We start from the raw sequence: 20,131 nt of genomic DNA, 5'->3' as shown, positions 1-20,131 counted from the left end.
GGCAAAATTTTTAGAAAACGGAGAACCACGTGGCTGAAACCCTCAAGCCCCTGATCGAGCAACGCGCCGATCCCTACATTTACAAGCACACCGACGGCTACTACTACTTCACCGCCTCGGTGCCGCAGTACGACCGCATCGAGCTGCGCCGCGCGCGCACCATCGCCGGCCTGGCCGAGGCCGAGAAGGTCGACGTCTGGTTCAAGCCGGACAGCGGCGCCTGGAGCGAGCTGGTGTGGGCGCCCGAGCTGCACTACAACCAAGGCGCCTGGTACGTCTACTTCGCCGCCGCGCCCAGCCGCGAGATCAAGCACAAGCTGTTCCAGCACCGCATGTACGCCATCCGCAACCAGAACGCCAACCCCCTGGAAGGCCAGTGGGAATTCATGGGCCAGATCGACACCGGCATCGACACCTTCTGCCTGGACGCCACCACCTTCACGCACCAGGGCCAGCTGTACTACCTGTGGGCGCAGAAGGACGTCGACATCGAAGGCAACTCCAACCTCTACATCGCGCCGATGAAGACGCCGTGGCAGCTGGGCGGGCCGCCGGTCATGCTCAGCAAGCCGGAATTCGACTGGGAGATCCGCGGTTTCTGGGTCAACGAAGGCCCGTCCATCCTCAAGCGCAACGGCAAGATCTTCATCAGCTACTCGGCCAGCGCCACCGACGAGAACTACGCCATGGGCCTGCTGTGGGCCGACGAGAATGCTGACCTGCTGGACCCGGCCTCGTGGACCAAGTCGCCGGAGCCGGTGCTGCGCACCTGCTACGAAGGCAAGATCTACGGTCCCGGCCACAACAGCTTCACCTACGGCGACGGCGACGACGTGCTGCTGGTCTATCACGCCCGCACCTACACCGAAATCGTCGGCGACCCGCTGTGGAACCCGGACCGCCACACCTTCGTCAAGGCCTTGCGCTGGGACGAGCAGGGCATGCCGGTGTTCGGCAAGGCGTCGGAGGCGTGATGGAACTGCGTATCACCGAAGCGCCGTTCGGCGCCACCACGGACGGCGTGCCGGTCAAGCTCTACACGCTGACCAACCGCAGCGGCATGCTGGTGAAGATCACCAACTACGGCGGCATCATCACCGAGCTGCACGTGCCGGACCGCGACGGCCGCCTGGCCGACGTCACGCACGGTTTCGACAGCGTGGCGCCATACTGCGGCGACGTACCGTACTTCGGCGCGCTGATCGGCCGCTACGGCAACCGCATCAAGCACGGCCGCTTCGGGCTGGACGGACGCACGGTGCAGCTGGACGTGAACGACGGCGAGAACCACCTGCACGGCGGCGCGCAAGGCTTCCACAAGCAGGTGTGGCAAGCCACGCCGTTCGTGGCGCCCGATTCGGTCGGCCTGACGCTGGTGTATCTGAGCGCCGACGGCGAACAAGGCTACCCCGGCAACCTGCGGGTGGAAGTGGTGTATGAACTCAACAACGCCAGCGAACTGCGCGTGCGCTACACCGCCGTGACCGACCAGGCCACGCCGGTCAACCTGACGCAGCACGCCTACTTCAACCTGGCGGGGCAGGGCGACATCCTGGGCCACGAACTGACCATCCAGGGCGACCGCTACACCCCGATCGACGGCAAATCGATTCCGTTGGGCGAGCTGGCGCCGGTGGCCGGCACCGCGTTCGACTTCCGCACCCCGCAAGCGATCGGCGCGCGCATCGGCGACGGCGAAGCGCAGCTGGCCAACGGCAAGGGCTACGACCACAACTGGGTGCTGAACAACCAGAGCGGCGAGCTGGGCCTGGCCGCCACGCTGCGCGACCCGCTGTCCGGCCGCGTGCTGGAACTGTTCACGCGCGAACCGGGCCTGCAGTTCTACAGCGGCAATTTCCTGGATGGCACGCTGAAAGGCAAGGGCCGCAGCTACGAATACCGCAGCGGCCTGTGCCTGGAACCGCAGCACCACCCGGACTCGCCCAATCACCCCGAGTGGCCCGGCACCATCCTGCGTCCCGGCGACACCTACTTCACCGAGTCGCTGTACCGTTTCTCGGCCGCTTAAAGCCACATCGGGGTCTCGACAGGCCCCGATTGTTTACTTCAGCTTGTCCAGCACCTCGTTAATGGCCTTCACCACCGCCTGCGGCTTGTCGGCCTGGATGATGTGGCCGGCGCCCGGCACCACGCGCTCGCTGCCGCGCTTCGACAGTGCGGCCACTTCCTTGTGCATCTTGCGGTTTTCGTTCTCAAACGCCTTGTTCAAGCCGCTTTGCGGCTTGCCGGGCACGGCGAACGGGCTCACGCTGCGCGTCAGCACCACCAGCGGCATGTCGCCGAAGCTGCGCCGCGCGGCGCGCAACTGGTCGCCGCCCTGGTCGAAGTTGAAGTCCTCCGAGGTTGCCGCGCGCCAGTGCCGGGCGGACGACATCACCCCCAGGTAGGCTTTGGCCAGTTCCGGCCCGAAGTGCGGCGGCACCTGGCCGACGCAGTGCTGCAGCTGCTCCGGCGTGAAGCCTTTTTCGGCCTGCGCGGCGCATTCCTTCTCCATGCCGTTCTGCTGCGCGTAGATCTGCTTCAGCTTGCCTTGCACGATCTTGTCCAGGCGCTCGGTCTCGTCCTCGTGCTGCGGCTCCACCAGCACCATCCCTTTCACCTCGGCCGGATAGCGGTAGGCGTACAGCTGTACATTGGCGCCGCCGTAAGATGTGCCCACCATTACATACGGCGGCGCGATGCCGGCCTTGCCCAGCAGCGCGTGCAGGTCTTCCACCGCATTGCCCGAGATGCCTGTACGCGGCGACGGATCGCTAAAGCCAAGTCCGGCGCGGTCGTAGACGCAGGCGCGTGTGCGCCTGGCGATCTGCGGCTGCACGCCGACCCAGCTCCAGGCGGCGTCGCTGGAGGGCGAGTCGAACACCACCGTGAGCGGCCCGCTGCCGCTGCAGTGCAGGTTCAACTTGCGGCCGCCGATGTCTATCATCTGCTGCGGTTTGGAAAAAGCGAGTTGCTGATCGATGGGGGCGGCTGCGTTGGCGCACTGTGCTGCCATGGCGCCGGGAATGGCAGCGAGGATGGTTGCGAGTTTTTTGACGTTCATGTCTTTCCGCGCATGTTGGTGAAAAACCAATTGTGTCATAGTAAGCATTGCGGGGCCAGCTTGATCGGAATCATAATTTCCGTTGTAAAATGGCAAGAAAACTGCTTGCGTCCCTGTTTTGAAAAAAATACCCGCGCCCGCGAAGACTTCGCCGCATGCCCCCACTATCCGCTCCAGGCTGGTACTGCTGGTACTGGCCTGCATCGTTCCGGCATCGCTGATGGCGGCCGGGTTAATCTATTATGATTACAAGCTGAGCCGCGAAAGCTTCGTCCAAAGCGCGATCGCCACCGCGCGGGCCAATGCACTGGAAATCGACAAGGAGCTGGCCGTGGTGGAATCGGCGCTGGTCGCGCTGTCCACCTCGCCCAGCTTCACGTCGGGCGACCTGAAGGCCTTCGACGCGCAGGCGCGCAAGCTGGGGGCGCGGCAGAACATCTTCAATATCGTGCTGGAGGACGCCGGCGGCCAGCAGCTGATGAATACCTTCCTGCCTTACGGCCAGCCGCTGCCGCGCAATCCGGACGACCTGATGCTGAAGTACGTCCTCGAGCGCGACGAGACAGTCAATTCCAGCCTGTTCATCGGTCCGGTCTCGGCCCGCCACATCGTGTCGGTCGGCATCCCGGTGCGCGACGGCAAAGGCAAGCGGTATGCGCTGACGGCCACCATCGCGGCCGAACGGTTTGAAGCCGTGCTGCGCCAGCAAAGCTATCCCGCGCACTGGATCACCAGCGTGCTTGACCGGAACGGGCTGATCGTGGCGCGCTCCAGGGACATGAAGCGCTTTATGGGCACCAGCGCAATCCCGCAAGTGCGGCAGCGCATGCATCGGCAACCTGAAGGCGCTTTCGAAACAGAAACGCTGGATGGCGTGCCTATCCTCGCGGTGATGTCGAAGGCGGGCAAATCGGAATGGACCGTGGCGATCGGCATTCCGCTGGACCGGCTCAGCGCCGAAATGAACCGCAAACTGTGGTCGCTGGTGCTGGCCACGGCCGGCCTGCTGGGCAGCAGCCTGTTCTTCGCCTGGCTGGTCGGCGCCCGCATACGCCGTTCCCTGCGCGGGCTGATACCGCCGGCACTGGCGCTGGGCGCGGGCGAGCGCGTGGAGCCGGCCAGCCATGGCCTGCGCGAAGCGGACGACGTGGCCGAGGCCATGGCGAAAGCGGCGGCCATGCTGCGCGAGGCCAAACACCAGGCTACGCACGATGTGCTCACCGGCATAGCCAACCGCGCCATGTTCACAGAATTCCTTGCGCGCCAGCTTGCCATCGCCAGCCGCAGCCTCGCCCCGCTGTCGGTGCTGTACCTGGACTTGGATAACTTCAAGACCATCAACGACACCCATGGCCACGCGGTCGGCGACGCGCTGCTGATCAGTGCGACGGGGCGCTTGACCGCACAGCTCAGGAAGGCCGACATGGCGGCCCGGCTGGGCGGCGACGAGTTCGCCGTGGTGCTGTGCGACGCGGGCGCGGCGGAAACCGCCACTGTGGTGGACAAACTGGTCAAGCTGATGGCCGAACCGTACCGGCTCGCTGGCCTCGAACTGCAGGCGGCGGCCAGCATCGGCGTTGCCGTGTTCCCGGAATCCGGCGCGACGGTGGAGAGCCTGCTGGCGGCAGCGGACCAGGCCATGTACACGGCCAAGGCGGCCCGCAAGCAGGTGCGCCGTGCGTCCTCGCAAGACGATGCACAAAGCCGGCCCGGCGGCAATTACTTGGGGTAAGATGCACGGCTTGTCCGACAACGTTTCCCAGGATCCCCATGGCAGTGTCCAGTACCAACGAACCCGTCAACTCCGCATTGGTCACCTCTGACCCGGTCGTCCTGGGCATCCTGGTTGTCGTGCTCGGCCTGGTCCTGGCCAGCGAACGGTCGCCGCATCCGTTCTGGCGCCGCTTCTATTCCGTGGTGCCGGCGCTGCTGCTGTGCTACTTCATTCCCGGCCTGCTGAATACCTTCGGCGTGATCAACGGCGAATCGTCTCGCCTTTACCCCATGGCACGCGACTACCTGTTGCCGATGGCGCTGGTGCTGCTGACCCTGGCGTGCGACCTGGGCGCCATCGTGCGCCTCGGCCCCAAGGCCATTATCCTGTTCCTGACCGGTACCACCGGCGTGATCCTGGGCGCGCCCGTGGCCCTGGCCATCATGGGCTTTTTCGACCCGTCGCTGCTGAATCCCGAGGGGCCGAACGCCATCTGGCGCGGCATGACGACCACCGCCGGCTCCTGGATCGGCGGCGGCGCCAACCAGGCGGCAATGAAGGAAGTGTATGCCGTCGGCGCGGACGTGTTCGGCAAGTTCGTGGCGGTGGACGTCATTTGCGCCAACATCTGGATGGCCTTCCTGCTGTTCCTGGCCGGGCGCAGCGCGCGCCTGGACGCCTGGCGCGGCGCCGACACGCGGGCACTGGACGACTTGCGCGTGCGGGTTGAAAAGGTCCAGCTCGACAGCGCCCGCATCGCCGGTTCCTACGACATGCAGCTGATCCTGGCGTACGGCCTCGGCGCCACCGGCCTGGCGCACTGGATGGCAAGCTATATCGTGCCATTCATCAAAACCAACGCGCCCCACCTGGAGCGCTACAGCCTGACGGCGAACTTCTTCTGGGTGACGGTGCTGGCCACCACCTTCGGCCTGATGCTGTCCTTCACGCGCGCCAAGAAGCTGGAGGGGGCGGGCGCCTCCAAGTTCGGCTCGGTGGCGATCTACATCCTGGTCGCCACCATCGGCATGCAAATGAACCTCGGCGCGATCTTCTCGGATCCCGAACTGTTCGCGCTCGGTCTGATCTGGATCAGCTTCCACGGTGCGCTGATGCTGGGCATGGCCTGGCTGATCAAGGCCCCGGTGTTCTACATGGCGGTCGGCAGCCAGGCCAATATCGGCGGCGCCGCCAGCGCGCCGGTGGTCGCCAGCGCTTTCCACCCGGCGCTGGCGCCGGTCGGTGTGCTGCTGGCGGTGCTGGGCTATGGCCTGGGCACCTACGGCGGGTGGATAGCGGGCCAGCTGCTGCGCTTGCTGACGGGAGCGTAGCCTGGCGCCGGCCTGTGCGCAGGCCGGCGGATCTGTCGGGTTTTTGCCGCAACGCGCGTGCGGCCGCTTCACATACAAATTGCTGCATGGTAATATAAAGTGTATTTTGACTAACTCCTACACTTTTAAAGTATTCCATGCGTATTAAAACTGCTCTTGCCCTCGGCATTTCCCTGCTCACCCTGTCCGGCGCCGCCAGCGCGGGATGCCAGTTCTCCTACCGGCACTATGGCGAGCCGCAGACGTTCAAGCTGATCGAAAAGGGTATCGGTTCCAAGGTGACGGACCAGTACTGCGCCAAGTACAATAAAACGCACGAAATCGTCTTCATCACCAACGAGTATGTCAATACCAAGGGCACCATGGCGCATACCAGCGTCGGCCTGCGCAAGCGCGGCAGCAAGGAATTGCCGTCCATGCGGCGTTCGGCGTATCAGTACGAAGAGGGCAATTTCGTGGTCGCCAAAGGCTACGAAATGGCTGCCAAAGTATCCCTTGATACGCTCATGGACGTCATGTCCGACCTGGATACCTACGCGAACTGACCAAGGCATCCTGGCCGCCGGGCCAGCACCGGCTCAGCGCGTTTCGTAGTGCTGCGCCGCCAGCAGCATGCCGGCAAACCACCGGCGCGCGGCGGCCTGCCATGCCGGTTTTTTTCTACCAGGGGAAGTCTTCCTTGTAACGGGACAGGAATTGCCACTCCGGGTCCGCAGACGCTTGCACCGATATGTCATGCTCGGGATAGCGCTGCTTCAATTCCTGCAGGCGGCGCTCGGCCGGCGCCGAAGCCAGCGCGAAACCGTAGTAGGTCCGCTTGCCGGCAAAGGTTTCAATCAGCACAATCAGGCCTTCGTCGCGCTGCTCGAACAGATCGAGGGCGTCCTGGTCGAAGCCGGCCAGCGACCGGTTGTAGCCGGTCTCGGGCAGGCCGTTGTCGCTGACGCTGGCCAGCTGGTGCGTGATGCGCACCAGTTGCGGAAAGCGGGCACGGTTCCGGTCGGAGTCCGCAGCGGGCCGTACGCGCAGCGCCAGCGGGAAGCCTTCGTAGGTAAAACTGGCGCCCAGCCACTTGCCGTCCGCGGACGGCGTCCATGAACCGGTCCGGGACGGCGGCTGCATCGCACCCCAGGAATCGCATACGCCGCCGAACGGCGCGGCCAGTTCGGAAACGGTGCTCTGCACCGACATCGCCAGCTCGTAGGTAAGCAGGCCGTGCACCAGGAATATCACGTAGCCGTCGCCGTCCTCATCGGGATTGTGCAGCTGGATGCGCGGGTACAGGCTGTGCAGCGCGCGCAGCAACGATTCGGGCGGCGGCCAGCTGTCGAAGTCCACGATGAACTCGATCTCCACTGCCTCGCTGAAGTCGAATCCACTTTCCCGCATGCGGCGAAACATGTCGCCGTCCACGTCGTCAGGCCAGTCAGTCGGCAGATGCGTCATGTTGCTTCCTGGAACGTTAATGGGAAGCCAATTCTGGCGCAATACGATCAAGCGTTGCGAAATTATTATGGGAGAAGGCACATGCGTATCTCTGCAGCGGTGGACAGCTCGGCGGCCGGCCATGCGGTATCGGTCGAGACGGACGGCAAGGTGCAGGCGCTGGCTGTGCCGGCCAAACCCTCCGGCCATGGCTCAGCCGTGAACGGCGGCGAATTGCTGATGCTGGCGCTGGCCACTTGCTACTGCAACGACCTGTACCGGGAGGCGCAACGCCTGGGCATCCCCATCGATGGTGCACACGTGCAGGCCAGCGCCGAGTTCGCCGGCGTCGGGCTGGCCGCCAGCGATATCCGCTACACGGCCGCCATCCGCTCTGCCGCGTCCGCAGAGGACGTCGCCAGGCTGCTGCGCGAAACCGACGCGGTGGCCGAAGTCCACAACACCATCCGCGCCGGCGTGCAGGTCACGCGGCTGTGATACGGCCGGCGGCACGCGTCCGGCGTGCGCTGCGGGCCTCCGGCATGGGCCATTCGGAACCAGCCGCTCCCTACCGGTTCGGCCGCCGTTCCGGTATCATTCGGCATGAACAAGATTTCTTTCCAGCCGTTTGTTATTGGCGTCGCCGGCGGCAGCGGCAGCGGCAAGTCAACGGTGTCCCAGCAAGTGCTGGCGTCGTTCGGCGCCGATATGGTCTCGGTCGTGATGCAGGACGACTACTACTGCGACCAGTCCCATCTCACCCCCGAAGTCCGCCGCCAGCAGAATTACGACCATCCGCAGGCTTTTGACTGGCCTTTGCTGGTACAGCACGTCCAGGCCTTGCGCAATGGCGAAGCGATCGAGATGCCGGAATACGATTTCACGCTCGACAACCGTTCCAACCGCACCATCCCGGTCAGGCCGGCCCCGGTCATCGTGATCGAAGGCCTGTTTGCCCTGTATGATGCGGACCTGCGCAAGATGATGTCGCTGAAGATCTTCGTCGATACCGCCTCCGACGTGCGTTTCATCCGCCGCATGCAACGCGACATTACGGAACGCGGCCGCTCGGTGGACAGCGTCGTCGGCCAGTACCTGGAAACGGTGCGCCCGATGCACAAGCAATTCATCGAGCCGACCAAGCGCCACGCCGACGTCATTATTCCGCATGGCGCAAATGGGCCGGCGGTCGATGTGATCACCACCAAGGTGGCGAGCGTTATCGGTCAGCTGAAGCGGCCCTGATTTTATTGCCTGAAGCCCTGCCGCCGCGCCCGCGCTTTCTTGCCAGCAGGACCGCGCCGGCGGCGCCGGCCAGGATCAGCAACGTGGCGATGATCTCGGCCTGGGTGGCATGGATGCCGCCAAAGTCGAGCACGGGATTGATGCGGATTTGTTCGATCAGCAGGCGCTCGGCGCCAGCCAGCAGCATATAGACCGAGAACAGCCAGCCCGCCGCGCGGCCATGCCGCCGCAGCGCCCACAGCACCCCGAAGCAGAGCAAGGCCATCAGCGCCTCGTACATCGGCGTCGGGTAGACGCCCGGCGCGGCGATCACGGCGCCGACCACATTGTTGTCGTAGGTTTGCGCCCAGGCCCACAGCGGCAGCCAGTCCGGCTTCAGCGCCAGCTTGGCGGCGCCGCCCCAGTCGCCGTCGCCCGACACCTGGCAGCCGATGCGGCCGAGGGCGTAGCCCAGCATCATGGCCGGGGCCGCCGCGTCCAGCGTGGGCAGCAGCGGCAGCTTGTGGCGGCGCACGAACAGCAGCCCGGCCAGGGTACCCAGTATCAGCCCGCCGAAGATGCTCAGGCCGGAGGTGGAGAATATCATCGCCTGCGGCGCGGCCTGGAATTCATCCAGGTTCTCCAGGATGTGGAACAGGCGCGCACCAGCAATCCCCGCCGCCATGACGACCAGCGTGAGGTTGGGCACGATCTCGTGCGGCGCCACGCCGGATGCGGTGGACAGCCGGCCTGCTGCATGCAGGCGCTTGAGCTCCAGCGTCAGCGCATGGGAGCCGGCCAGCATGGCGATGGCCACGAACAGGCCGAACATCGGCAGCGGCAAGGGCAGGGTGAGGCCGGTCAGCGCCTGGACGGCGTCGCTCAGGTAGGGATAGGACATGGGACGTTCCCTGGATCAGGCGTGGTGGTAGAAGTGCGCGGCCAGCAGTCCGGCCATGGATAGCACCAGGGCCAGGGCCATATAGGCGCTGTTCATCATGAACTTGCCCTCCCATTTGCCTTCGCGTTTCAGGCGCGAATAGTAGGACCACCCGCTGCCGGGCTGGTAGGCGTTCATCTTCCGGTGGCGGTAATCGATGATCTGGCAGGGGATGCCGACCGCGACGACGAAGATCACGAAGATGACTTTTAGTATGAGCATCGGATTCCTTTAAACGGCCATCATCCTAACAGCAATACGGAGCACAGGCTGGCGTTGTAGGCCGCGTGCAGCAACATGCTGTAGAGCAGGCCGTGGCGGATGCGCAGGTAGCTGAACACCAGCCCGCAGAACAGTTGCGGCAGCAGCACCAGCGGCATCAGGAAGGCGGCTTGTTGCGAATACTCGAAATTGCCGATGTGGATGACGGCGAACGCGGCGGCATAGGTCCAGACCACCAGCGGGTAGCGCCGCAGGAAGGCGCGGCCGCGCCGCATGATCAGGCCGGGGCCGGCCAGGTGGCGGCGGTACAGCCAGTCCAGCAGCGCTACCACGGCGAAGCCTGCGGCCACCGCCAGCGCGAGCGGGGCGGAGCCGGCGCGGATGACCAGGAACAGCGCCGGCCCGATGAACAGCGTGTAGCGCGCGTTGCGCAGCCCGGCCCGGAAGGCGAGCTCCTCGAGCAGCGGCGCGATGAACACGGCCATCAGCATGAACCTGGTGTCCGTGTTGAGGGTGTACTTGATGGAAGGCGCGAACTGTTCGAAGCCGATTTCCAGCGGAATTTGCAGGATGGCCACGGCCAGGCACATTCCCCACAGCAGCAGGAAGCGGCTCAGCCATTTTTTCTCGCCGCGCAGCGTGCGGCGCGGTTTGCGCACGAAGGCGGCGAACAGCCCGATCTCGTGCTTGATCTCGTTCCAGGTCCGCTGCGTTTCCGACAGCGGCTTGGCCACGGCGTCGTTTATGCCGCCTGGCACACATCCACCCACTGGCCGTCGGTCACGGCGGCAATCTGCTCGGGGCTGATGCGCACCGCGCTGTGGACAGCGCCGGCAGCCGGCAGGACTTCGGCGTACTTGCGCAGCGACGAGTCGAGATAGACTGGCAGCGGCTCGGCCAGGCCGAAGGGGCACACGCCGCCCACCGGGTGGCCGGTCATGCGCACCACGTCGTCGGCGTCCATCATGCGGCCCTTGCCGAAGGCGTCCTTGAACTTGCGGTTGTCGATGCGGGCGTCGCCGCTGGCCACCAGCAGGATGGCGCGGCCGTCGCCCAGGCGGAACGACAGGGTCTTGGCGATACGGCCCGGCTCCACGCCGTGCGCCTCGGCGGCCAATGCCACCGTGGCGGTGCTCACCGCCAGCTCGATAATGGGAAGATCCAGCTGTCTGGCGGCAAAGAATTCGCGGACGGATTGCAGGCTCATAGAGTGGAAGGGGCGTAAAAACCGGTGTTAGAGTTGTATAGATTATAAGCGCAAGGCAACTTTTTGAATCGATATCAATTTCAGTATCGATATCGATTTTTAATTCATTGGATAGGCATCGATACCTTCTTTAATATTCCACCATTGCAGTGCGAAAAATTACAGGAGATTTGCATGTCGGAGACGAAGAAAAAAGTGGAATTGCGCTCGGCCCAATGGTTCGGTACGCAGGACAAGAACGGTTTCATGTACCGCAGCTGGATGAAAAACCAGGGCATTCCAGACCACGAATTCCAGGGCAAGCCCATCATCGGCATCTGCAACACCTGGTCCGAACTCACTCCTTGCAACGCCCATTTCCGCAAGCTGGCCGAGCATGTCAAGCGCGGCATCCTCGAGGCGGGCGGCTTCCCGGTGGAATTCCCGGTGTTCTCGAACGGCGAATCGAACCTGCGCCCAACCGCCATGCTGACCCGTAACCTGGCGTCGATGGACGTGGAAGAATCGATCCGCGGCAACCCGATGGATGCGGTGGTGCTGCTGGTCGGTTGCGACAAGACTACCCCGGCCCTGCTGATGGGCGCCGCGTCGGTGGACGTGCCGACCATCGTGGTATCCGGCGGCCCCATGCTGAACGGTAAGCTGGACGGCAAGAGCATCGGCTCCGGCACCGCCGTATGGCAGCTGCACGAGCAGGTGAAAGCCGGCGAAATCTCGATGCACAAATTCCTGGCCGCCGAAGCGGGCCACTCGCGCTCGGCCGGTACCTGCAACACCATGGGCACCGCCTCGACCATGGCCTGCATGGCCGAGGCGCTGGGCACCACCTTGCCGCACAACGCCGCCATCCCCGCAGTGGACGCGCGCCGCTACGTGCTGGCCCATATGTCCGGCATGCGCATCGTCGACATGGTGTGGGAAGACCTGCGCCTGTCCAAGATCCTGACCAAGGAGGCGTTCGAGAACGCCATCCGCGTCAACGCCGCCATCGGCGGTTCCACCAACGCCGTGATCCACCTGAAAGCCATTGCCGGCCGCATGGGCGTGGCGCTGGAGCTGGAAGACTGGACCCGCATCGGCCGTGGCCAGCCCACGGTGGTGGACCTGCTGCCGTCCGGCCGCTTCCTGATGGAAGAGTTCTACTACGCCGGCGGCCTGCCGGGCGTGATCCGCCGCATGGGCGAAGGCGGCATGCTGCCGCACAAGGACGCGCTGACCGCCAACGGCAAGACGCTGTGGGAAAACAACAACGACGCGCCGATCTACGACGACGAAGTGATCCGTCCGCTGGACAAGCCGCTGCTGAAGGATGGCGGCATCTGCATCCTGCGCGGCAACCTGGCGCCGCGCGGCGCCGTGCTCAAGCCGTCGGCCGCCACACCGGCGCTGATGCAGCATCGCGGCAAGGCGGTGGTGTTCGAGAACTTCGAACACTATAAAGAACGCATCATGGACCCGGACCTGGAGTGTGACGCGAACTCCGTGCTGGTGATGAAAAACTGCGGCCCGAAAGGCTACCCCGGCATGGCGGAAGTGGGCAATATGGGCCTGCCGCCCAAGCTGCTGGCGGCCGGCGTGAAAGACATGGTGCGCATCTCGGACGCCCGCATGAGCGGCACCGCCTACGGCACCGTGGTGCTGCACGTGGCGCCGGAAGCGATGGCCGGCGGCCCGCTGGGCATCGTGCGCGATGGCGACTTCATCACGCTGGATTGCGCCGGCGGCCTGCTGAACCTGGAAATCTCGGACGAGGAGATGGCACAGCGCCAGGCCGCGCGCGCCGAACAGAGGGTGGAAGGCGCCAAGTCGGGCTACCAGCAGCTGTACATCGACCACGTGCTGCAAGCGGACGAAGGCTGCGACTTCGACTTCCTGGTGGGCAGCCGCGGTTCGGCCGTGCCCAAGCATTCGCACTAAATAAAACGGAGATACCCATGCTGCTCGTACAATTTAAAAAAGAGAACGGTGAACGCCGCGTTGGCCTGCTGGAGCAGTCCACCATCCGCGAACTGGAAAGCTTCACCACCACCTACGCCCTGGCGCAGGCCGCCATCGCCCAGAAGAAAAGCCTGGCCGAGCTGGCGCAAGCCGACGCCGGCCCGCAAACCCACAACTACGGCGACGTGGCCGCAGCCGGCCGCCTGCTGGCGCCGCTGGACCACGCCGACGCAGCCCACGCCTACGTCACCGGCACCGGCCTGACCCACCTGGGCAGCGCCGACACCCGCGACTCCATGCACAAGAAAATCGGCGGCGACGTCGAAGCGCTGAGCGACTCCATGAAGATGTTCCGCATGGGCGTGGAAGGCGGCAAGCCTGCCGCCGGCACCGCCGGCGTGCAGCCCGAGTGGTTCTACAAGGGCGACGGCTCCATCGTGGCCGCCACCGGCCAGTCCCTGGTCATGCCCGACTTCGCGCTGGACGGCGGCGAAGAGCCTGAAATCGCCGGCCTGTACATCATCGGCGACGACGGCCAGCCATACCGCCTGGGCTACGCCATCGGCAACGAATTCTCGGACCACGTGACCGAGCGCCAGAACTACCTCTACCTGGCCCATTCCAAGCTGCGCGCCTGCGGCCTGGGCCCGGCGCTGCTGGTGGGCGAACTGCCGCAAAGCGTCACCGGCACCTCGCGTATCCTGGACAAGGAAGGCAAAGTGCGCTGGGAGAAAGCCTTCTTCAGCGGCGAAGAGAACATGTCGCACACCATCGCCAACCTGGAGTACCACCACTTCAAATACGGCCTGTTCAAGCGCGCCGGCGACGTCCACATCCACTTCTTCGGCACCGCCACCCTGAGCGTTGCGGACAACATCAGCGTGCAGCCGGGCGAGACCTTCGAGATCGAAGCGCCTGCCTTCGGTCCTGCGCTGCGCAACCGCCTGGAAGTTGCCGAAACCAGCTACACGAAAGTCAACGCCTTATGATCATTACTGGTGAAGCACTCATCGGCGGCGTCGCCGTCAAAGGCAACGGCGGCTCATTCAAGGCCATGAACCCTGCCGACGCGGCCGCCATGGAACCGGACTTCCACATGGTGGACGTGGCGCAGATCGACCAGGCTTGCAGCCTGGCCGGCGCTGCCTTCGACACCTTCCGCGCCACCAGCGACGAGGCACGCGCCAGCTTCCTGGAAGCCATCGGCGCGCAGATCATGGCGCTGGGCGATACGCTGATCGAACGCGCCATGGCCGAAAGCGGCCTGCCGCGCGCCCGCCTGGAAGGTGAACGTGGCCGCACCGTGAATCAGCTCAAGCTGTTCGCCGACTTGCTGCGTGAAGGCTCCTGGCGCGACGCCCGCATCGACACGGCGTTGCCGGAGCGCACGCCGCCACGCCCGGACCTGCGCATGCGCCTGATCCCGGTGGGTCCGGTGGCCGTTTTCGCGGCCAGCAATTTCCCGCTCGCGTTCTCCGTGGCCGGCGGCGACACCGCCTCGGCGCTGGCGGCGGGCTGCCCGGTGGTGCTGAAAGCCCACTCGGCCCATCCCGGCACGTCCGAACTGGTGGCGCGCGCCGTCGTCAAGGCGGTGGAACAGTGCGGGCTGCCGGCCGGCGTGTTCGCGCTGCTGACCGGCACCGGCAACGGCATCGGCCAGACGCTGGTGGCGCATCCCGCCATCCAGGCGGTCGGCTTCACCGGCTCGCGCTCCGGCGGCACCGCGCTGATGGCGGTTGCGGCGGCGCGTCCGCAGCCGATTCCCGTGTATGCCGAAATGAGCAGCATCAACCCGGTGTACCTGCTGCCGCAGGCGCTGGCCGCGCGCGGCGACAGCATCGCGCAAGGCTTCGCCGCCTCGCTGGTGATGGGCGTGGGCCAGTTCTGCACCAATCCCGGCCTGGTGCTGGGCATCGACGGCCCGGACCTGGACCGCTTTGCGCAAGCCGCCACGGTGGCGCTGCAGCCGACCGCGCCGGCCACCATGCTCACCGCCGGCATCGCCGGCAGCTACCAGCGCGGCGTGGCCAACCTGGCTGCCCAGGGCTGCGTGACCACGCTGGCCAAGGGCGAGCAGCTGGAAGGCAAGGGCGCTCCGGCGTTCTTCAAGACCAGCGCCGCCTCCTTCCTCGGCGAGCACGCGCTGCACGAAGAAGTCTTCGGCCCGGCCTCGCTGCTGGTGGCATGCAAGGACGTGGCCGAGATGCGCGCCATCACCGAGAAGCTGGAAGGCCAGCTGACCGCCACGCTGCAGCTCGATGAAGGCGACTACGCCGACGCGCAGGCGCTGCTGCCGGTGCTGGAGCGCAAGGTCGGCCGCATCCTGGCCAACGGCTTCCCGACCGGCGTGGAAGTGTCGACCGCCATGGTGCACGGCGGCCCGTTCCCGGCCACCGCCGACGGCCGCAGTACCTCGGTAGGCACGGGCGCAATCAACCGTTTCCTGCGTCCGGTGTGCTACCAGAACCTGGCGCAGGCGCTGCTGCCGGAAGAGCTGCGCGAAGACAACCCGCTGGCCATCTGGCGCCGCCGCGACGGCGCGCTGGGCAAGGCGTAGGCAGTACCGGGCGGGTCCGGTGCAAGGCACTGACCCGCCGGCAGCACGAACAACATAATAAGCTGGAGACACCATGACAGAACTTGCCAAATTCGGCAGCCTGCGCGGCAAGCGCGTATTCATCACCGGCGGCGGCACCGGCATCGGCGAAGCGCTGGTGACGGCCTTCGCCGAGCAGGGCGCACTGGTCGGCTTCGTCGACATCGCCAAGGACGCCAGCGAAGCGCTGGTCGAACGTATCGCCGCCTCGGGCCACCCGGCGCCGGCATTCCGCCACTGCGATATCACCGACATCCCCGCGCTGCAAGCGACCATCGCCGCCCTGGCCGATAAACTGGGCGACTTCGACGTACTGGTCAACAACGCCGCCAACGACCAGCGTCACGACGCCGAAAACGTCACGCTGGACTACTGGAACGAGCGCATCGCCATCAACCAGCGCCCCATGTTCTTCACCGCCCAGTCGGTACTGGCCGGCATGAAACGCAAGGGCGGCGGCTCCATCATCAACGTCAGCTCCATTTCCTGGCACGCCAAGGGCGCAGGCTACCCGGTCTACGCCACCACCAAGGCGGCCGTCATCGGCCTGACGCGCAGCCTGGCGCGCGACCTCGGCCCGCACGGCATCCGCGTCAACACCGTCACCCCCGGCTGGGTCATGACCCAGCGCCAGATCGACCTGTGGGTGGACGATGCGGCCGAAGCCGAAATCCAGCGCATGCAATGCCTGCCCGCCAAGCTCATGCCTGGCCATATCGCCTCCATGATCCTGTTCCTGGCAGCGGACGACAGCGCCATGTGCACCTCGCAGGAATTCATCGTCGACGCCGGCTGGGTATAAGCGCCTCCCGCCGTTTGTGCAGTTCACATTGAGGGTGCCCGTCTGGCGACGGGTGCAGCTAAACATGAAGAATTCGCAATTGAGTTATGGCACGGCGCTATTCAGCGCCGTCGTTGCCGCTGCGGCTGCCGCGCCGGCAGCCAACGCAGCCCTGAAAAGCCCCGACGGCCACCTGGCTGTCAGCGTCAACGTACGGCAAGGCGGCGTAACGTACGCCATTTCGCGCGACGGCAATCCGGTGCTGCTGCCGTCCGCACTGGGCCTGAAGCTCGAGGGCGCCGACTTTACGCAGGGCCTGGTGCTGGCCGGCCTGACCGCCGCCAAGCCGGTTTCGGACAAGTACCAGATGGCCGTCGGCAAGCGCCGTTCCGTCAGCTACGCCGCCAATGAACAGGTCTATACACTGCGCAATGCGCAAAAGCAGACCATGGAAGTGGCTTTCCGCGTCTCCAACGACGGCGTGGCCTTCCGCTACATCGTTTCCGAGCCATCGCTGCCGGCCAAGAAGTTCGTCAGCGAGAGCACCAGCTTCGCGTTCGCCAAGTCCGCGCAAGGCTGGCTGCAGCCCATGTCGGTGGCGCAGACGGGCTGGAAGAACACCAATCCTTCCTATGAAGAGCACTACCAGATGGGCATCCCGGTCGGTACGCCGTCGCCCATGAAGGCCGGCTGGGTGTTCCCGGCGCTGTTCAAGACCGGTGAAGGCAAGGGCGAGACCTGGGTGGCCCTGACCGAAGCGAACATGGACGGCAGCTTCCACGCCTCGCGCCTGCAGGCCGAGTCGCCGGACGGCGTGTACCGCATCGGTGGCCCGGCCGAGCCGGAAGTGTTTACCGGCGGCGCGCTGCTGGCTGAAACGAACGGCACGCTGACCACGCCGTGGCGCGTGCTGGCGGTAGGCACGCTGCCTGCGCTGGTCAACTCCACGCTGGGCACCGACCTGGCCGCACCCGCCGCGCCGCGCGCGTCCACCGCACCGTCGCTGGGCCAGCCCGGCCACGCTTCGTGGAGCTGGGCACTGCTGAAGGACGACCACACGGTCTACGAGGTGCAGAAGAAGTTCATCGACTACGCGGCCGACATGCGCTGGGACTACACGCTGATCGACGCCGACTGGGACCGCAAGATCGGCTACGAGAAGGTGCAGGAGCTGGCCGCGTATGCCGCCGCCAAAAACGTGGGCGTGCTGGTGTGGTACAACTCGTCCGGCGCCTGGAACGGTACCGAGTATTCGCCCAAGAGCAAGCTGTTGACGCGCGAAGCGCGCCGCAGCGAGTTCGCGCGCCTGCAAGCCATGGGCGTCAAGGGCATCAAGGTGGACTTCTTCGCCGGCGACGGCAAGTCCATGATCGCTTACTACATCGATATCCTGAAGGACGCGGCGGACTACGGCCTGCTGGTGAACTTCCACGGTTCGACCTTGCCGCGCGGCTGGTCGCGCACCTATCCCAACCTGATGACGGCCGAAGCCATCAAGGGCCTGGAGTTCACCACCTTCGAGCAGCGCGACCAGGACGCGGTGGTGCAGCACATGTCCATGCTGCCGTTCACGCGCAACCTGTTCGATCCGATGGACTTCACGCCCATGGTGTTCGGTGACATCCCCAACATCAAGCGCGCCACCCGCAACGGCTTCGAGCTGGCCGAATCGGTGCTGCTGCTGTCGGGTATCCAGCACTTTGCGGAAGTCCCGGAAGGCATGGCCACCGTGCCGCCTTACGTGAAGGCCTTCCTGCAGGACCTGCCGCGCAGCTGGGACGATTCGAAATTCGTGGCCGGCTTCCCGGGCAAGTTCGTGGTCATCGCGCGCAAGGCTGGCAACGCGTGGTACGTGGCGGGCATCAATTCGGAAGCGAACGACAAGACGCTGGAACTGGATCTGTCCTTCATCGGCAAGCGCTCCGGCGCGCTGATGACCGACGGCGCGGGAGAACGCGAATTTACCCAGTCCGCCATGGCGGCGGGCAAGGCAAGCAAGATCACGATCAAGCCGCGTGGCGGCTTTGTCGCAGTATTTAAGTAAAACCATAACAGGAGACGGTATGAGCATCATCAAGAAAACCATTCTGGCCATGAGCCTGGCGAGCGGCGCAGCCTTTGCCGCCGGCGAAGTGAGCATCACCATCGACGCGGCCAAGCCTGGCCCGGTGATCAACAAGAACGTCTACGGCCAGTTCGCCGAGCACCTGGGCACCGGCATCTACGAAGGCATGTGGGTCGGCCCGAACTCCAAGCAGCCGAACACCAAGGGCTGGCGCAACGACGTGCTGGGCGCGCTGAAAGACCTGAAAGTGCCGCTGGTGCGCTGGCCGGGCGGCTGCTTCGCCGACGAGTACCACTGGCGCGAAGGCATCGGCCCGCGCAGCAAGCGTCCGGTCAAGGTCAACACCATGTGGGGCGGCGTCGAGGAAAACAACGCGGTTGGCACGCATGAGTTCTTCGACCTGGCCGAACTGCTGGGCGCCGAGACCTATGTGAACGGCAACCTGGGCACCGGCAGCAACCAGGAAATGGCGGAGTGGCTGGAGTACATGACGTCGCCGTCCAAGTCCACGCTGGCTGAACTGCGCCGCAAGAATGGCCGCGACAAGCCGTTCAAGGTGGACTACTTCGCTGTCGGCAACGAGGCCTGGGGCTGCGGCGGCCAGATGACGCCTGAGCACTACACCAACCTGTACAAGACCGCCGCCGAATTCCTGAAGGCGCCGCATGGCCATATGCCGAAGTTCATTGCCAGCGGCGGCAACGACAATGACACGAAGTGGACCGAGGTGCTGTCGGCCAACGTGAAGCACAAGATGGACGCGATCAGCTTCCACTACTACACCATCCCGACCGGCAAGTGGGAAGTGAAGGGCGCGGCCACCGGCTTCGGCGAAGACCAGTGGATCTCGACCATGAAGAACACCATGCGCATGGATGAGCTGATCAAGAACAACGTGGCAGTCCTGGACAAGAACGATCCGTCCAAGAAGGTCGGCTTCTACGTCGACGAATGGGGCACCTGGTATGACGTGGAGAAGGGTACCAACACCGGCTTCCTGTACCAGCAGAATTCCCTGCGCGACGCGGTGGTGGCGGCGCTGAACTTCAACATCTTCCACAACTACGCCGAGCGCGTGAAGATGACGAACATCGCGCAGATGGTAAACGTGCTGCAGGCCATGATCCTGACCGACAAGGACAAGATGCTGCTGACGCCGACCTACCATGCCTACCGCATGTACGTGCCATTCCAGGACGCGACCTCGCTGCCGATCTCCATGTCCGGCAACGGCCAGTACAGCGTGGGCAATGTGAGCGTGCCGCAGGTGAGTGCTTCGGCCGCACGCGGCAAGGACGGCAAGGTCTACCTGGCGCTGGTCAACACCAATCCCAAAGAGGCTGCGGAAGTGTCGGTGAATGTCGCCGGCGCCCAGGCAGGCGTGGCGCGCGGACAGCTGCTGACCGCCGACGCGATGGACGCGCACAACACCTTCGCCAAGCCGCAGTCGGTGAAGCCGGTGCCGTTCGAAGCGAAGGCCAGCAACGGCAAGCTGCAGGTCAAGCTGCCGGCCAAGGCGGTCGTGGTTGTCGCAGTAGAGTAAGCTATGTGCCGGCACGGCGCGGACCTTTTGGTTCCGCGCCGTGCCGGCACTGGAACCAGATGGGAATGACGATGAAATATG

19 protein-coding genes are annotated in these 20,131 nt (G+C 65.0%); 13 read left to right on the top strand and 6 right to left on the bottom strand.

Annotated features, from left to right (window positions below; translation table 11 throughout):
• Positions 1–29: 29 nt before the first annotated feature.
• Positions 30–974: a glycoside hydrolase family 43 protein gene (locus AC6H42_RS06770; RefSeq protein WP_057154819.1), complete on the top strand. Its 945-nt coding sequence runs from the start codon at positions 30–32 to the stop codon at positions 972–974.
• On the top strand, positions 974–2,029 hold the full coding sequence (locus AC6H42_RS06765) for an aldose epimerase family protein (protein WP_057154820.1): 1,056 nt from the start codon (positions 974–976) through the stop codon (positions 2,027–2,029). Before AC6H42_RS06770 ends, AC6H42_RS06765 begins: the two co-directional genes overlap by 1 nt.
• A 33-nt stretch (positions 2,030–2,062) precedes the next feature.
• Here AC6H42_RS06765 and AC6H42_RS06760 read toward each other — a convergent pair whose 3' ends face one another.
• Positions 2,063–3,064 carry an alpha/beta fold hydrolase gene (locus AC6H42_RS06760; RefSeq protein WP_057154821.1) on the bottom strand — a complete coding sequence of 334 codons (1,002 nt, stop codon included), beginning with the start codon at positions 3,062–3,064 and terminating at the stop codon, positions 2,063–2,065.
• A gap of 118 nt (positions 3,065–3,182) precedes the next feature.
• On the opposite strand from AC6H42_RS06760, the gene AC6H42_RS06755 reads away from it, so the two are divergent.
• The 3 genes from AC6H42_RS06755 to AC6H42_RS06745 all read left to right on the top strand — a co-directional run bounded on the left by AC6H42_RS06755 (position 3,183) and on the right by AC6H42_RS06745 (position 6,654).
• The gene (locus AC6H42_RS06755) at positions 3,183–4,796 is read left to right on the top strand and encodes a diguanylate cyclase domain-containing protein (RefSeq protein ID WP_497547679.1); all 1,614 of its coding nucleotides are present in this window, start codon (positions 3,183–3,185) and stop codon (positions 4,794–4,796) included.
• Between the two features lie 38 nt (positions 4,797–4,834).
• Positions 4,835–6,109, top strand: a complete 1,275-nt coding sequence (locus AC6H42_RS06750; RefSeq protein WP_057154823.1) for a DUF819 family protein — start codon at positions 4,835–4,837, stop codon at positions 6,107–6,109.
• Between the two features lie 137 nt (positions 6,110–6,246).
• Positions 6,247–6,654: a hypothetical protein gene (locus AC6H42_RS06745; protein WP_057154824.1), complete on the top strand. Its 408-nt coding sequence runs from the start codon at positions 6,247–6,249 to the stop codon at positions 6,652–6,654.
• Positions 6,655–6,769: 115 nt separating this feature from the next.
• Here the strand turns inward: AC6H42_RS06745 and AC6H42_RS06740 are convergent, their stop codons facing one another.
• On the bottom strand, positions 6,770–7,555 hold the full coding sequence (locus AC6H42_RS06740) for a DUF695 domain-containing protein (protein WP_497547678.1): 786 nt from the start codon (positions 7,553–7,555) through the stop codon (positions 6,770–6,772).
• Between the two features lie 81 nt (positions 7,556–7,636).
• Here AC6H42_RS06740 and AC6H42_RS06735 point away from each other — a divergent pair, with 81 nt between their 5' ends.
• Together AC6H42_RS06735 and udk are read left to right on the top strand one after the other, a co-directional pair.
• Positions 7,637–8,032: an OsmC family protein gene (locus AC6H42_RS06735; protein ID WP_057154826.1), complete on the top strand. Its 396-nt coding sequence runs from the start codon at positions 7,637–7,639 to the stop codon at positions 8,030–8,032.
• Positions 8,033–8,137: 105 nt separating this feature from the next.
• Positions 8,138–8,779: a uridine kinase gene (gene udk, locus AC6H42_RS06730; RefSeq protein WP_057154827.1), complete on the top strand. Its 642-nt coding sequence runs from the start codon at positions 8,138–8,140 to the stop codon at positions 8,777–8,779.
• Here udk and AC6H42_RS06725 read toward each other — a convergent pair.
• The 4 genes from AC6H42_RS06725 to AC6H42_RS06710 are packed head-to-tail and all read right to left on the bottom strand — an operon-like array spanning position 8,754 to position 11,127.
• On the bottom strand, positions 8,754–9,659 hold the full coding sequence (locus AC6H42_RS06725; RefSeq protein WP_497547677.1) for a prolipoprotein diacylglyceryl transferase: 906 nt from the start codon (positions 9,657–9,659) through the stop codon (positions 8,754–8,756). The genes udk and AC6H42_RS06725 overlap by 26 nt on opposite strands.
• 15 nt (positions 9,660–9,674) lie before the next feature.
• Positions 9,675–9,920, bottom strand: coding sequence for a hypothetical protein (locus tag AC6H42_RS06720; protein WP_057154829.1), 246 nt, complete (start codon positions 9,918–9,920; stop codon positions 9,675–9,677).
• 20 nt (positions 9,921–9,940) lie between these two features.
• Positions 9,941–10,678 carry a CPBP family intramembrane glutamic endopeptidase gene (locus tag AC6H42_RS06715; protein ID WP_057154830.1) on the bottom strand — a complete coding sequence of 246 codons (738 nt, stop codon included), beginning with the start codon at positions 10,676–10,678 and terminating at the stop codon, positions 9,941–9,943.
• Complete coding sequence (locus AC6H42_RS06710) at positions 10,663–11,127, bottom strand: YbaK/EbsC family protein (protein WP_057154831.1); 465 nt, start codon at positions 11,125–11,127, stop codon at positions 10,663–10,665. The genes AC6H42_RS06715 and AC6H42_RS06710 overlap by 16 nt, the downstream gene beginning before the upstream one ends.
• Positions 11,128–11,301: 174 nt before the next feature.
• Between AC6H42_RS06710 and AC6H42_RS06705 the strand changes: the two genes are divergently transcribed.
• The 6 genes from AC6H42_RS06705 to AC6H42_RS06680 all read left to right on the top strand — a co-directional run bounded on the left by AC6H42_RS06705 (position 11,302) and on the right by AC6H42_RS06680 (position 20,050).
• The gene (locus tag AC6H42_RS06705) at positions 11,302–13,044 is read left to right on the top strand and encodes an IlvD/Edd family dehydratase (RefSeq protein WP_497547676.1); all 1,743 of its coding nucleotides are present in this window, start codon (positions 11,302–11,304) and stop codon (positions 13,042–13,044) included.
• Positions 13,045–13,061: 17 nt separating this feature from the next.
• Positions 13,062–14,054 (top strand): AraD1 family protein, encoded by a 993-nt coding sequence (gene araD1 / locus AC6H42_RS06700; protein WP_057154833.1) that lies wholly within the window; start codon positions 13,062–13,064, stop codon positions 14,052–14,054.
• Positions 14,051–15,622, top strand: a complete 1,572-nt coding sequence (locus AC6H42_RS06695; protein ID WP_497547675.1) for an aldehyde dehydrogenase (NADP(+)) — start codon at positions 14,051–14,053, stop codon at positions 15,620–15,622. Before araD1 ends, AC6H42_RS06695 begins: the two co-directional genes overlap by 4 nt.
• A 73-nt stretch (positions 15,623–15,695) precedes the next feature.
• Positions 15,696–16,463: an SDR family NAD(P)-dependent oxidoreductase gene (locus AC6H42_RS06690; protein ID WP_057154835.1), complete on the top strand. Its 768-nt coding sequence runs from the start codon at positions 15,696–15,698 to the stop codon at positions 16,461–16,463.
• A 64-nt stretch (positions 16,464–16,527) separates the two neighbouring features.
• Positions 16,528–18,486, top strand: a complete 1,959-nt coding sequence (locus tag AC6H42_RS06685; protein WP_057154836.1) for a glycoside hydrolase family 97 protein — start codon at positions 16,528–16,530, stop codon at positions 18,484–18,486.
• A gap of 19 nt (positions 18,487–18,505) precedes the next feature.
• Positions 18,506–20,050 (top strand): alpha-N-arabinofuranosidase, encoded by a 1,545-nt coding sequence (locus AC6H42_RS06680; RefSeq protein WP_057154837.1) that lies wholly within the window; start codon positions 18,506–18,508, stop codon positions 20,048–20,050.
• Positions 20,051–20,131: the final 81 nt, after the last annotated feature.

It is taken from the genome of Massilia sp. NBRC 108631 (assembly GCF_059704565.1).
Note: the sequence above shows the minus strand (reverse complement) of the source record. Positions and strands in the feature narration are given on the sequence as shown.